10 protein-coding genes are annotated in these 13,954 nt (G+C 66.6%); 7 read left to right on the top strand and 3 right to left on the bottom strand.

Annotated elements, in window-relative coordinates; genetic code table 11:
• Positions 1 to 102: 102 nt before the first annotated feature.
• The gene (locus LC066_RS02425) at positions 103 to 1,287 is read right to left on the bottom strand and encodes an ABC transporter substrate-binding protein (protein WP_224896389.1); all 1,185 of its coding nucleotides are present in this window, start codon (positions 1,285 to 1,287) and stop codon (positions 103 to 105) included.
• A gap of 447 nt (positions 1,288 to 1,734) precedes the next feature.
• On the opposite strand from LC066_RS02425, the gene LC066_RS02420 reads away from it, so the two are divergent.
• From LC066_RS02420 to LC066_RS02390, 7 genes are all read left to right on the top strand, one after another.
• Positions 1,735 to 2,721 (top strand): ABC transporter substrate-binding protein, encoded by a 987-nt coding sequence (locus tag LC066_RS02420; protein ID WP_224896388.1) that lies wholly within the window; start codon positions 1,735 to 1,737, stop codon positions 2,719 to 2,721.
• A 113-nt stretch (positions 2,722 to 2,834) separates the two neighbouring features.
• On the top strand, positions 2,835 to 3,869 hold the full coding sequence (locus LC066_RS02415) for an ABC transporter permease (RefSeq protein ID WP_224896387.1): 1,035 nt from the start codon (positions 2,835 to 2,837) through the stop codon (positions 3,867 to 3,869).
• Positions 3,870 to 3,882: 13 nt separating this feature from the next.
• Positions 3,883 to 4,926 (top strand): quaternary amine ABC transporter ATP-binding protein, encoded by a 1,044-nt coding sequence (locus LC066_RS02410; RefSeq protein ID WP_224896386.1) that lies wholly within the window; start codon positions 3,883 to 3,885, stop codon positions 4,924 to 4,926.
• Positions 4,927 to 5,171: 245 nt separating this feature from the next.
• Positions 5,172 to 5,645, top strand: a complete 474-nt coding sequence (locus LC066_RS02405) for a molybdopterin-dependent oxidoreductase (RefSeq protein ID WP_224896385.1) — start codon at positions 5,172 to 5,174, stop codon at positions 5,643 to 5,645.
• Positions 5,642 to 6,994 (top strand): sensor histidine kinase, encoded by a 1,353-nt coding sequence (locus LC066_RS02400; protein ID WP_224896384.1) that lies wholly within the window; start codon positions 5,642 to 5,644, stop codon positions 6,992 to 6,994. The genes LC066_RS02405 and LC066_RS02400 overlap by 4 nt, the downstream gene beginning before the upstream one ends.
• Positions 6,991 to 8,013 (top strand): response regulator, encoded by a 1,023-nt coding sequence (locus LC066_RS02395; RefSeq protein ID WP_224896383.1) that lies wholly within the window; start codon positions 6,991 to 6,993, stop codon positions 8,011 to 8,013. Before LC066_RS02400 ends, LC066_RS02395 begins: the two co-directional genes overlap by 4 nt.
• A gap of 359 nt (positions 8,014 to 8,372) precedes the next feature.
• Complete coding sequence (locus LC066_RS02390; protein WP_224896382.1) at positions 8,373 to 10,013, top strand: BCCT family transporter; 1,641 nt, start codon at positions 8,373 to 8,375, stop codon at positions 10,011 to 10,013.
• Here LC066_RS02390 and LC066_RS02385 read toward each other — a convergent pair.
• Together LC066_RS02385 and LC066_RS02380 are read right to left on the bottom strand one after the other, a co-directional pair.
• Positions 10,010 to 11,419, bottom strand: a complete 1,410-nt coding sequence (locus LC066_RS02385) for a fused MFS/spermidine synthase (RefSeq protein ID WP_224896381.1) — start codon at positions 11,417 to 11,419, stop codon at positions 10,010 to 10,012. The two genes, LC066_RS02390 and LC066_RS02385, sit on opposite strands and share 4 nt — an antisense overlap.
• A 199-nt stretch (positions 11,420 to 11,618) precedes the next feature.
• Positions 11,619 to 13,949 carry a beta strand repeat-containing protein gene (locus LC066_RS02380; protein ID WP_224896380.1) on the bottom strand — a complete coding sequence of 777 codons (2,331 nt, stop codon included), beginning with the start codon at positions 13,947 to 13,949 and terminating at the stop codon, positions 11,619 to 11,621.
• Positions 13,950 to 13,954 lie beyond the last annotated feature (5 nt).

Here is a 13,954-nt window from a genome sequence, read left to right as displayed (position 1 = left end):
GTTCTCCGACTGGGCCGGCCGCGCGGGCCGGCAGGTGTCGTTCCGACAGAAAGACGGCCCGGGACACTGCGCCCCGGGCCGAACCTTCGCCGTGACGCGAGATCAGCGGTAGCCGACCGTGGTGATCTTGCCGTCCTCGAAGAGGATCTCGCGGAAGGTGCCGGCGGCTTCGCCTTCCCCGATCAGCTCGACCGCGGTGGCGCCGTCGTAGTCGATGGCCTCACCCGCCTTCAGTAGTTCCAGGCCTTTGGCCAGTTCACCGGGGTAGATCTTCTCGCCGGGGCCGTTGGCGACCTCCATGATCATGTCCTTGTAGACCTTGGGATCGGTGGAGCCCGCGGCCTGCATGGCCAGCAGCATCAGAGCGGCACTGTCGTAGGCGCCGCCCGAGTAGGCGGAGGAGCCGTCGAAGCCGGCCTCTTCGGCCATGCCGAGGTAGGTGGTCATGCCTTCGCCTTCGGAATCGGGCAGCTGGCCGAAGGAGCCTTCGAGCTCCGCGCCGAAGTTGTCTTCCAGCGCCTGGCTGACCATGCCGTCGGGGAAGACGAAGGTGTAGAAGGCGCCGGTGTCCAGCGCGCCGCGCAGCACGCCCGAGCCGCCCTGATCGACATAGCCGATCAGCACCAGCGCGTCGCCGCCCGCGGAGGCCAGCGCGCCGACCTCGGCGGAGTAGTCGCCTTTGCCGTCCTCATGGGCGGCGGAGATGGTCACCGTGCCGCCGGCCTCTTCGAAGGCGGACTGGAAGCTATCGGCCAGACCCTTGCCGTAGTCGTTGTTGGTGTAGGTCACCGCGACCGAGGAGATGTCCTTGTCCAGGATCTCCTGCGCCATCACCTCGCCCTGGCGGGCGTCGGAGGGGGCGGTGCGGAAGAAGAACCCGCCGTCTTCCATGCTGGACAGCGCGGGCGAGGTGGCGGAGGGCGAGATCATCACCACGCCGTTCGGCATGCCGACGTTCTGCAGCACGGCGGTCGTCGCGCCCGAGCACATGGCGCCCATGATGCCCTTCACCCCGTCGGAGGTGACGAGGGTTTCGGCGGCGGCAGTGGCGGCGGCGGAATCGATGCAGGTGCTGTCGCCGCGCACGGGCGTCACGGTGTCGCCTTCCAGCAGCATGCCGCTGTCGGAGACTTCCTTCATCGCCATCTCGGCGCCCTGGGCCATCGGCCCGGCGAGGGATTCCAGCGGGCCGGTGAAGCCCAGCAGGACGCCCATCTTGATCTCTTCGGCGCCGGCGGCCGAGGCGCCAAGCGCGATGGCGGCCGTGGTCATGAGGATTTTCTTCATTGCGATCTCCCTCCAGGGATCCGGTTTTTCCGGTCCCGGCTATTTGTTCGTTCCGACAGGGAGGCGGGCTCCCGTCTGTTCCTGAATGGGGCGGATCGGCGCGCGAAGGTCAAGAGGCGCAAGCGTTGTTTTTGCGAAATCCTGTTCTGCATTTCGCGTGGTCATGGCCGTTGGCGCGGTCACCGGGGCGGGCGGCGCCGTAGGGTTTGGAGGCAATTTGGGCCGTGGGCCTCGGCTTCGCCCTTGCAGGCTTGTCCTTGGGGGCATGTCGCGGACCGTCATCAAAAGGTCGTTTGCGTTCCCGGATCATCCTTGTTAGGAACCCCTTCGATGTCGAAAGCAAAATACATCCTGAAGCCTCCAGTAGAGCTTTGATTTTACATTGGCCATTTCCGGCCTAGGTCTGCTTTCATCACCAGTTTACTTCACAATACGAAGGAGAACTCCATGCGTTCCATTGCGCTTGCTTCCACCGCACTTGTTGCCACGCTTTCCCTGCCCATGGCCGCCCAGGCCCAGGACGAGGCGGGCCAGTGCGGCGAGGTCTCGATCGCCCAGATGGGTTGGGCCGCCGCCGAGGTGACCACCGAGATCGCCAAGTTCCTGCTGGAACAGGGCTATGGCTGCGACGTGTCGCTGGTTCAGTCCGACACCGTGCCCGCCGTGACCTCGGTCGCCGAGAACGGTGAGCCGGACGTGCTGACCAACTTCTGGCCGAACTCCGCCGGCTCCGCTTACGAGACGCTGAAAGAGCAGGGGACCATGAAGGAGCTGACCTCCGTCCTGACGCCCGGCGGCGTCGAAGGCTGGTGGATCCCGACCTCGCTGGCCGAGGAACACCCGGAGCTGACCACCATCGAGGGCATTCTCGAAAACCCCGAACTGGTCGGCGGTCGCTTCAACAACTGCCCCGACGGCTGGGGCTGCCGCGTCGTGTCCGACAACCTGATCCGCGCCCTGGACATGGAAGACCACGGCATCGAGATCTTCAACCACGGCTCGGGTGAAACGCTGGCCACCTCCATGGGCGCCGCCGTGACCGATGGCGAGCCCTGGTTCGGCTACTACTGGGGCCCGACCGTGCCCATGGGCATGTACGACATGACCCGCGTGGAAATCGGCGAAGTGGACGAAGAGGCGATCATCGACCTCTCCACCCCCGACTTTGCCGATCCGCAGGTCTCGGAATTCCCGACCGCGCCGATCCTGACCACGGTGACCACCGACTTCGCGGATGAAAACCCCGAGGTGACCGAGTTCTTCACCAAGATGTCCTTCCCGACCGACACCATGAGCGGTCTGCTGGCCTGGTCGGAAGAGAACAACGCCTCGGCCCAGGAAACCGCCGTCTACTTCCTGACGGAGAACACCGACATCTGGGCCGACTGGGTCAACGACACGGCGACCGAGAACCTCTCGGCGCTGCTGCAGTAAGTCGAACGAACTGAGACGCTCCGCGCGTCTCCCTCTGAACGGGGCCGGTCACCGGTCCCGTTCTTTTGGTTTCACAACAAGGGCGGGCCCGGAGAAGCGGTCCGAAAGAACAGATGGCAACCTATGACGGCGTATTCGATACCGTCGGCCTGAGAGAGTGGTGCGACGAGGGGGCCAGTGACGGCCCGATGTCGATGGCCGATCTTCTGGCCCAGACGTCCGGTGACAGCGCGCAGACCCCGCTGACCGAACTTCCCTTTCCTTCCCTCGATGCCCTGAACGAGGCCTGCTCGAAGATCCCGCAGGCCCGGGACCTGACCAATGGCGTCGAGGCCGCATTCATGTCCGCCCGGGACGTGCTGCGCGTCGTGGTGGATCCGATCACCCAACCCCTCAGCTGGATGCTGAACGAGGCGCTGTGGGTGATGACGGAAACCCCGTGGTGGATCATGATCCCCATTCTGCTGCTGATCACCTGGGCCGTGGCCCGCAACTGGAAGGTCGTGGGTTTCGTCGCGATCATCCTCGGCCTGCTGGCCTTCGTCGACCACTACGAGGTGGCGATGCAGACCCTGGCGATCATCTTCGTCTGTGCCTTCATATGCGTGCTGTTCGGGGTGCCCATAGGGATCGCCATGTCGCGCAGTGACAAGTTGCAGGGGATCCTGACCCCGGTTCTTGACCTGCTGCAGACGCTGCCGCCCTTCGTCTACCTGATCCCGCTGATCTTCCTGTTCTCGGTGACCGAACCGAAACTCTACGGCATCGCGGTGATCCTTTATGCCATCGTGCCCGTGGTGCGTCTGACCAACCTCGGCATCCGCCTGGTCGATCCCGACGTGATCGAGGCCGCCGATGCCTTCGGCATGACCAAGCGGCAGAAGCTGTTCGGCGTGCAGATCCCGCTGGCGCTGCCCAACATCATGGCCGGTGTGAACCAGACCATCATGATGTCGCTCGCCATGGTCGTTATCGCCTCCATGGTTTCGGCCCCCGGCCTGGGCATCCTGGTGCTGCGTGGCATCCGCAACCTGGAACTGGGCGTGGGCATGATCGCGGGCCTGGGCATCGTCGTGCTGGCCATCGCGCTGGACCGGGTCACCAAGGCATCGCTGGCCCGTATCGACGCCAGCCAGTCGTCGCGCTGAGGAGGATGAGAGAATGACCGACAAGACCGTGAAAGTCTCCATCCGCCACCTCTACAAGATCTTCGGTGCCGACCCTCAGGGCGCGCTGGAAAAGGTGAAGGCGGGCATGGGCAAGGCCGAGCTGCAGGAGCAGACCGGCCATGTCCTGGGCCTGCAGGACATCAACGTCGACATGAAGGAGGGTGAGATCACCGTCATCATGGGCCTTTCGGGTTCCGGCAAGTCGACGCTGATCCGCCACCTCAACCGGCTGATCGAACCGACGGCGGGCGAGGTCCTGGTGAACGGCGAGGACATCCTGGCGTGGAACGAGGCCCAGATGCGCACCCTGCGCCGCGAGAAGATGTCGATGGTGTTCCAGAAGTTCGCGCTGCTGCCGCACCGGACCGTGCTGGAAAACGCCGGCATGGCGCTGGCCACCCGCGGCAAGAAGCGGGACGAGTTCGAGGGCGAGGCCCGCAAGTGGCTGGAACGCGTCGGGCTGGACGGCCAGGACGAGCAATATCCGCACCAGCTGTCGGGCGGGATGCAGCAGCGTGTGGGCATCGCGCGCGCGCTGGCGTCGAACTCGGACATCATGCTGATGGACGAGGCATTTTCCGCTCTCGACCCGCTGATCCGCACCGATATGCAGGACCTGTTGCTGGAGCTGCAGGAAGAGCTGCACAAGACCATCATCTTCATCACCCACGACCTAGACGAGGCGCTGAAGCTGGCTGATCACCTGGTGATCCTGAAGGATGGCGCGGTGGTGCAGCAGGGCGAGCCGCAGAAGATCCTGCTGAACCCGGCGGACCCCTACATTGAGGACTTCGTGGCCGACATCAACCGCGCCCGGGTCCTGCGGGTCCGGTCCATCATGACCGAGGCGGCGCCTGCCGGTGAGATCGCGGGCGATGTGGATCCGGCGGACAACCTGGAAAGCGTGATCGCCCGGGCGGGCGGCGCGGTGGACCGGGCCTACCGCGTCGTCCGCAACGGCGAAACGCTGGGCTATGTCGACATGGCGGAGATCATGCGCGCCCTGGTGCCGCGTGAATCCGGCGCCGCGGCCTGAGCCCAGGCATCAGTTGGGGAAACCGGGGGCGCCCGCGGGTCTTGTGACCGGCGGGCGCCTTTTCTTTGGCCGGGCGGTTTACGCGGCAGCTGCGCATTGTCGCGGTCGGAGAAGATCCCGGGCAAGGCCAATTCGCGGTCTTTCCCTGCGCAAGACCTTGTCGGGGCGGGCCCTTCGGTGGGTGACAATTGCATCCAGGCGTGGGCGCGGATTATCCTGCGGCCATCATCGGGGGCTTTTCTGTCATGACCCAATTTTCCAGACGCATTTTTCTGACCGCCGCACTTCTGTTTCTTTCCGCAGGCCTCGCTTGGGCCGAGGAGGTTCTGCTGACGATCGAAACGGGGCAGGGCATCGAAACCTATGACCGCGCCCGACTGGAGGCGCTGCCGCAGGTCGAACTGACGACCCACACCACCGTTACCGACGGGCCGCAGCATTTCACCGGGCCGCTGATGCGCGACCTGCTGGCGGATGCGGGGGTCACCTCCGACACGGTGCTGGCCCTGGCGCTGAATGATTACGAGATCGACCTGCCGGTGGAGGATTTCACCCGCTATGACGTGATCGCCGCGCTGACCATGAACGGCGAGGCCATGAGCCCCCGCGACAAGGGCCCGATCTGGATCGTCTATCCGCGTGACGCGCACCGCGAGTTGCAGGACATCAATTTCGACTACCGCTGGGTCTGGCAGCTGACGCGCATCGAGGCAAAATGAACCAGGCCACCTTCTGGCGCACCACGGTGCCCGTCCTGCTGCTGATGCTTTGCGTGGGCCTTCTGGTCTACGGCTTCCTGCGCCTGCGGGCGATCGAGGATTCCATGCGGCTGGACGATGCCACCAACATGGTCTGGGTCATCAGCCAGACCCAGGTGGAGGCGCTGGAGCTGCAGGTGGTCCTGGCCGAAAGCCCCGGGGATACAGGCCGGATCGGGGAGCAGTACGACCTTTTCCGCAGCCGCATCGACATGCTGACCCAGGGGCCGCAGTTGCGGTTCCTGGAGCGGCTGGAGGTGGCGGGGCCAGTGGTTGGCGCAGCCCGCGCGGCGCAGCGGCTCGACCCGGCCGTGCGGCAGTTGGCGCCCTATGAGGAGCAGGCGCTGAGCCGTGAGATGGGCGTGCTGGTGCGCGAGTTGAACAGGGCCGCGAACCGGGCAATGGTCAGCGAATGGCGGGTCTTGTCCGACCGGTTAGGCAGCTACCGAACGGCGGTGGCGCAGGTGGCCTATTCGCTGGGCGTCGGGGTGCTTCTTGCCATCTACCTGGGCTGGCGGATCCTGGCGGACCGGCGTGCGCGGCTTGACGCGGAGATCCTGCGCGAACGCTCCCAGCGGCTGGAAGAGGACCTGGACCGTGAACGAGCCACCGTCGCCCATTGGCGCGACTTCGCCGCCGTGGTTTCGCACCAGTTCCGCACGCCGCTGGCGGTGATCGACAGCGCCGCGCAGCGCATGTACCGCCGTGGTCAGCCCGCCGCGCCGGAGGTGCTGGAGGCCAAGCAGGCCACGATCCGCGAGATGGTCGGCTCGCTCGACAGGCTGGTGGACGCGGCGCTGCTGATCGGCCGGATCGACCATCAGATCGTGCGCCCCCAGCAGGTGATCGTCGACCTGGCGCCGCCGGTGCGCAGCATCGTCGAGGAGATGCGGCGGCGGCACCCGGGGCGACGGATCTCGCTGGCGGTCGAGGAGCCGGAACTGCACGCCTGGTGCGATGCCAAGCTGGTGCAGCACGCTCTGATGAACCTCATCGACAATGCGGTCAAATACTCGCCGCCCGACACGGCCGTGGACCTGACCCTCTTCCGGCAGGATGAACAGGTGGCCTGTACCGTCGCGGATCGAGGACCCGGCCTCAGCGATGCGGAGGCCGAGAAGCTGTTCGCCCGGTTCCAGCGTGGCGAGGATGCGCCGGCGGCGGGGACCGGGATCGGGCTGTGGCTGGCGCAGCGGCTGGCGCTGCTGCTGCAGGGCCGGATCGCCGTGCAGCCACGGACCGGCGGCGGGACGCTCTTCACCCTGTGGATGCCGGAAACGCCGCCCAATCAAAAGGAGGACGCGGAATGAGCGACCCCGCCACGATCCTGGTCTGCGAAGACGAACGCCACCTGCGCAACGATATCTGCGAGGAGTTGTCCGAGGCCGGCTATCTCGCGCTCTGTGCCGGGGACGGGCTGCAGGCGCTGGAGATGCTGAAGGACACGCAGCCCGACCTGATCCTGTGCGACATCGCGATGCCGCGTATGGACGGCCGGGCCCTGTTGCAGACCCTGCGGGCGGAGCACAGCGCGCTCGACGCGGTGCCCTTCCTCTTCCTCACGGCCTTCGGAGACCGGGCCGATATCATCGACGGCAAGATGCGCGGGGCGGACGACTATATCGTCAAGCCGGTGGACTACGAGGTGCTGCTGGCCACCATCGCGGCCCATCTGCGTCAGGTCCGGCGGGTGGCCTCCGCCCGGCCGGCAGAGAAGGCGGTGGAGGCGGCACGAACGGCGCTGGCCGAGGCCGAGTCTGGCGCCTGGGCCGCGCTCGACCGGCTGTCGCAGGGGATCATCCTGCTCGACCCGGCGGGCCATGTGCTGCACGCCAACGCCATCGCCCGCGCGCTGTGTCAGCCAGGGTCCGGGCTGCGGCTGGACGAGGGGTTGCGCGCCGAGGTCGAGCCCGCGCGGCTGCGCGAGGCGTTGGCGGAGGCGCTGTCCGGCGGGGCATCGACCGCCGTGGCGCCGGTGCCATTGGTCCGGCCGGATCGGGGGCAGGGGCCGATCCTGCTGCTGTCGCGACTGGACGGCAGCTCCGGGCAAGGAGCTGCGGTGATGGTGCTGATCGTCGATCCCGCCCGCCGCGCGGTGCCCGATCCGGATCTGTTGCGCCGTGCCCTCGGTCTGACGCCGACCGAGGCGCGCATCTCCAGCCTGCTGGCCAGCGGGTTGCGCAGCGATGCCATCGCCGAAACCCTGGGCGTGTCGCCGACCACCGTGGCCAGCCACCTCAAGAGCGTCTTCGCCAAGACGGAAACCCATCGTCAAACCGATCTGGTGGCATTGCTGCTGGCACTTTCCGCCATTCCCTCCTCTGAATAGGGGAGGCGCGGCCCATTGGCTCTGCGCTACGCTCTGCGCATTACCTGAGTGGAGAAACATTTTTCAGAATGTACGACCTTTCGTCCCCGGTCGCCGTGCGTCTTTTCTGACGCACGGCGATCTTTATTCTGTTCGGCGTCGCGATCTATTTCCCAATCGCACTGGCAGAAAAGGCTGGCCAAGGGCGTAGCTGCGGGTCTGGGTCAAACCTATCGCGGTGATGGACGAGGCATTAGACGGTCGCGGTCCCTGCCACGCGGCGCAGGCGGACGTGTTTCGCAAAGAGAAACGCGCACCGATGGAACATCGCGCCCCGTTCACAGTTGGGTGACAGTGACCCACGCTCAGGAGCCTGTCCATTGGAACACCTGGCCCGCCGCCTCGGCCTCCGCACGGACCCCACGATCTTCTTCATCTCAGCGGGGGTCACGATCGTCTTCGTGATTGCGCTGGTCCTGTTCCCCGAGGGGATCGGAGACGCCTTCGCCGCCGGGCGATCCTGGATCGTGACCAACCTGGGCTGGTTCTTCATCCTCGGGGTCAACGTCTGGCTGGGCTTCCTGATCTGGGCGGCGGCGTCGCGGCACGGGCATATCCGGCTCGGGCCCAAGGGCGAGCGGCCGGAGTATTCCAACCTCTCGTGGTTCACCATGCTGTTTGCCGGGGGCATCGGCACGGTCCTGATGTTCTGGGGCGTTGCGGAACCCATCAGCCATTTTTCCGCCCCGCCGCTGCCGGGGGTGGAGGCCTACACGGAAGAGGCCGCGCGCGATGCGATTTCCATCGCGATCTATCACCTCGGGCTGCACACTTGGGCGATCTTCACCCTGCCGGGGCTGGCCTTTGCCTATTTCATCAACCGCTACGACCTGCCGGTCCGCGTCAGCTCGGTCTTCTACCCGCTGCTGCGGGATGGCATCCATGGTCCGATCGGCAAGGCCATCGACATCGTCGCGATCCTGGGCACGCTGTTCGGCGTCGCAGTGTCGCTCGGCCTCGGCTCCAGCCAGATCGCGGCAGGGCTCGACGCGCTTTTCGGCACCGGGGACGGGACCGTGGTGCAGGTTGCGATCCTCGCTGTCCTGACTCTTGTCGCCATTGGCTCCATCGTCGCGGGGCTCGACAAGGGGGTGAAGCTGCTGTCGAACCTCAATATCGGCATGGCCGTGGCGCTGATGGTCTTCGTGCTGGTGACCGGCTCCACCTTGTTCCTCCTGCGCGGGCTGGTGGAGACCTTCGGCCTCTACTTCGAAAACCTCCCGCGGCTGGCCTTCTGGAACGACATGCTGGCCAATGAAAACCCGGGCAATGACGACTGGGGCTGGCAGGGCAGCTGGACGGTCTTCTACTGGGCCTGGACGGTGACCTGGTCGCCCTTCATCGGCCTGTTCGTTGCCCGCATCTCGCGCGGGCGCACGATCCGGGAGTTCGTCTTCGGTGTCCTTGGCGCGCCGTCGCTGTTCACCCTGGTCTGGTTTGCCATCTTCGGCTGGCAGGCGATGGAGTTCGACGGCATCGGCCTGGCCGCGCGCGAGGCCCTGGGCGACAGCGCGGGCCAGATCAGCGCCGCGGTGGCCGACAGCATCCCGCTGGCCATGTTCGCCTTCTTCGAACACTTCCCCTTCACCCCGGTCGTCCAGGGCCTTGCGGTGGTGATCGTCGCGATCTTCTTCGCTACCTCGTCGGACTCGGCCTCGCTGGTGGTTGACATGCTCTGCACCGGCACGCCAACCCCCGGCCCGACGCATCAGCGCGTATTCTGGGGGGCGGCCGAAGGGCTGGTCGCCGCGATGCTGATCGTGCTGGCCGGAGAGGCGGGGCTGACCGCCCTGCAACAGGTGATCACGGTGGTCGGCCTGCCGATCTTCATCCTGTGCAGCATGATGATCCCCTCGCTGATCCGCGGGTTCGCGCAGGAAGACATCGACCACGTGAACGTCGGGACGCGCCCCGAGCTAGACAGCTTCGCACGATCCGGGGCCGACGATGCGGGGACCTAGCGGTGCCCGACCCAGCCCCGGTCGTCCGTGAAGGCGCGCGCCTCGGAGATCCGTGTCGGAGCGTAGCCTTCGGGCATGGCCGCCAGCGGGGGCAGGGGCGCCTCTGACGCGACCAGCAGGATGTTGCCCCGTCCGGAGGCCCCGAGGGAGCCGAGGACGGCCTGCACCTCCGGGTAAAGCTGCGTCAGGATGGCGTGAACGCCCTGCGCCAGGGGGCCGTCGGGGCGGTCGATCAGGTTCACGTAGACGGGCCCGTCGACGATCTGTCGCAGTCGCTCGAAGGTTTCGACCGTGACCAGATGCGCCGGGACCGACCCTGAGGAAAAGGCATCCATCACCGCCGCGTCGAAGCGTGCATCGGTTTCGTTGAGGTAGGTGCGGCCATCGGCATGCACGATCCCCAGGCGCCCCTCGGTCGCGCCCGACGGAGCGGCCGCGTCATATCCCGTCCGGGCGATCATCGCCGCCGCGCGCGGCAGGTGCGCTCGCACGACGTCCGTCACCAGCGGGTCGATTTCCACCGCGACGGCCTTCGCCTCGGGGCGTGAGGCCAGAAGCTGCGTGGGCAGGGTGTAACCGCCGCCGCCGACGAAGAGAACCTCGGGCGCTGCGCCGAGGTCCGTGTCGAGGCGCTCCCACAGCCAGCTGGTGTAGGACAGTGCCAGGTCGTTCGTGCCCTCCGCGGCTGCTGCCTTGGGCTCGGCCGCCTGCAGCACCCCGTCGGAGAACAGCCGGACCTGGGCGCCCCGCTGATCCACATCGAGGCAGGATTGCCCGGATTCAAACTCGCAGGCCGGGGTGCCGGCCAACCCGGCGAAGGCGACGAAACCGGCCGCGGCGACGGTGGTGCCACGGGGGGGGCCAGCGACGCCCCCGCGCAGGAAGGGCAGGCACAGCAGCGCCAGCACGCCGCAGGCGGCGAAGGTGGCCGTGGCCCCGATCAGCGGCAGCGCGACGAAGCCGGACAGGATCGAGCCGAAGATCGCCCCGATCGACCCGGCGGCCATGACGAACCCGAGGGACGATCCTTCGTGGCCCGGGCGTGCCTCGATCGCGAGCTTGGCCAGCAGCGGCGAGGGCAGGGTGATGAAGACCGAGGCGGGGAAGAAGACGACGATCACGCTGAGGACCATGCCGCCGGTGCCCCGCGCGCCCCAGGAATGCAGCATGCCCAGCACCGCCGGAGAGACGGTCATCAGGACCGCCGTCGTCACCAGCGCGCCGCGCACCCTGCGAAGCGCCTGGTCCCGGGGCCGTTCGGCCACCATACCGCCCAGGGCGCTGCCGAGGGAAAACCCGCCCAGCACGGTGGCGATCACCGTGGTCCAGGTCAGCAGCGACGTGCCGAAGAAGGGGGCGAGGACGCGCCCGGCGGCGATCTCGTAGGTCAGGCCGACGGCGGACATGACCAGCGTGAGGGCAATTGCGACGGAGAAGCGGATGGGAGGGTCCTACTCTGTTGAAGGGCTTTGGATCTGGTAGTGACGCAGAATGTGCCGGGGGACCAGCGGGGCCTCTTCACAAATCTGCGGAAAGGCGACCGGAATGCAAAAAAGGGCGGCCCTGTGCGGGCCGCCCTTTCCTGTGTCTTGTGGTCTTCTGACCTCAGAAGGCCATGCCGAAGCTGACGATGCCGGTGGTGTCGCCGTTGTCGTCGAACTGGCCTTCGACCTTGGCGGTCCAGCCGGCGGACCCGCCCAGTTCGGCGCCGAGGCGCAGCATGGTCAGATCGTCGCCGCTGGTGCTGAAGCTCGTCGAGCCGGGGGCATTCGAGTTGTTCGTCCCCTGTGCGGACATGGTCACGTCATCTCCGTTGGAGAACAGCGCCACGGCCCCCAGGAAGGGACGGATGGTGTTTCCGCCCGACAGGGAAAGGCTGTAGCCGGTTTCCAGCGACACGTAGGAGGCGGTCAGGTCGCGTTCCTCGATGGTCGCATCGGCCAGACCCGAGGGGTCGAAGCTGTCGAAGGTGATGCGGCTGGCGCCTGCTTCGGCGGAGAAGCCCAGACCTTCGCCGCTTGCAGGCTTCAGGTCATAGCGGGCCGCCATGCCGAAGGAGGTGTCATCGACGGCGGCCTGGCCGGTCACGTCCATGGCGCTCTTGATGTCACCATCGCCGCGGCCGATGTAGGCGATGCCGCTGACCACGCCTGCGCCCATCGGGGTGAAGCCCTTGACGCCCAGCAGGAAGTTGTGACGTTCGAAGTCGCTGTCGGAGATGTCCGCGTCGGCGTCTGCCTTCGAGAAGGACAGGAAGCCACCGAAGGTCTCGGCGTTGTAGCCGATCAGCACGTCGCCACCGTTGAACTCGGCATCGCCGCCGAAGATGGAGCCGCTGCCGTACCAGCCGGGGGTCGCCGAGGCGCTCATGATGCTGGTGCTCTGCTGGTAGGTCTGGCGCGTGGCCAGGGCGTCCTGGCCGGCAAAGACCGTCCGGTCCGCGACGATCAGGAAGTCGCCGGTGAAGAGCGCGGTGTCGGGCGCTTCGTCGTCATCATAGACCTCGACGTTGTCGGAGAAGGCGATGACGCCCGGCCCGATGTCGCCCAGCACCCGCAGGGTGTCGGTCGCGCCGCCGGAGCCCATGTCCACGGTGCCGGACACGTTGATCGAGTTGAGGATCAACGTATCGGTGGCCACGCCCATGTCGATGTCACCATCGACGGAGGACCCGAACTCGAGCTCCAGCGTGTCACTGCCCTGGGCCATGTCGATGTTGCCATCGACAGTCGACCCAGCCGCCAGCAGCAGGCTGTCGGAGCCCGAGCCCATGTTGACGTCGCCCGTGATCGTGCCGCGGTTCACCACTTCGTCGCTGCCGCTGCCGAGGTTGAGCGCGGTGCCACCGGTCCCGGTGATGCTGCCCCAGTTTTCGATGTCGGCGTTCGCGCCGGTGGTGGTGACCCCGGTGGTGCCCTCGATCTCGCCGTAGTTCGTCAGATCAAGGCCGGTGCCTGCGAAGATACCGTTCGCGCTGCCGGTGATGGACGCGGCCGGATCGGACGCATCGGAGCTGCCGTTGGTGACAACGGCGTTGTTGCCCAGGTGCAGGCCGTCGCCGTTGGCCCCTGTGATGCTGCCGAAGTTGTCGATCGTGGCGTCGTCGGTGGCCTGCACACCGCTTGCGTTTTCACCCTCGATTTCGTCGTGGTTGGTGAGGGTCAGGTCGGCGCCGGCAAGGATGCCGATCGAGGCGCCGGTGACGCTCGCGTCGGGATCGCTGTCGTCTGCGGTGCCGTTGGTGATGGTGACGAAATTGCCGACGGAAATGCCGTGGCTGATCGTGCCGTCGATGCTGCCGGTGTTGGTGATGGTGGCGCGATCGGCGTCGGTGCCGCTGCCGCCGAAGATGCCGTTGCCGCCTTCGATGCTGCCGTCGTTTTCCACGTCGAAGCCGTTGCCGAGGTGGAGGCCGTCGCCCATGCCGCCGGTGATGCTGCCGAAGTTGTCGATCGAGGCGTCGTCGGTGGCGAAGACACCACTGCCCATCGTGCCCTCGATGTCATCGTGGTTGGTCAGGGTCAGGTTGCTGCCGGCCAGGATACCATGCGCGCCGCCAGTGATGCTGGCCGCTGCGTCACCGTCGGCCGCGGTGCCATTGGTGATCGTGACGTAATCGTCGACGTCGATCGCATTGGCCGGCGTGCCGGTGATGCTGCCGGTGTTGTCGATGGTGGCCCGATCGGCGTCGGTGCCGCTGCCGCCCATGATCCCGGTGCCGCCGGTGATCGATCCGTCGTTGTCGATCTCGAAGCCGTCCCCGGCCGCGACGCCATTGGCGCCCGAGAATACGACGCCGTTCTCTTCGACGGTGAGTGAGGTGTTGTCGCCGAAGAGGATCGCGTCACCCGGCGGGGAGACGGTTGCCCCGTCCCGGACGATGATCGTACCGTCATTGAAACCGGCATCGCTGAATCCGCCCGTCCCGGGGGCCACACATT

The organism is Pseudooceanicola marinus, from assembly GCF_020177265.1.
Classification (GTDB): Bacteria; Pseudomonadota; Alphaproteobacteria; order Rhodobacterales; family Rhodobacteraceae; genus Pseudooceanicola; species Pseudooceanicola marinus_A.
Note: the sequence above shows the minus strand (reverse complement) of the source record. Positions and strands in the feature narration are given on the sequence as shown.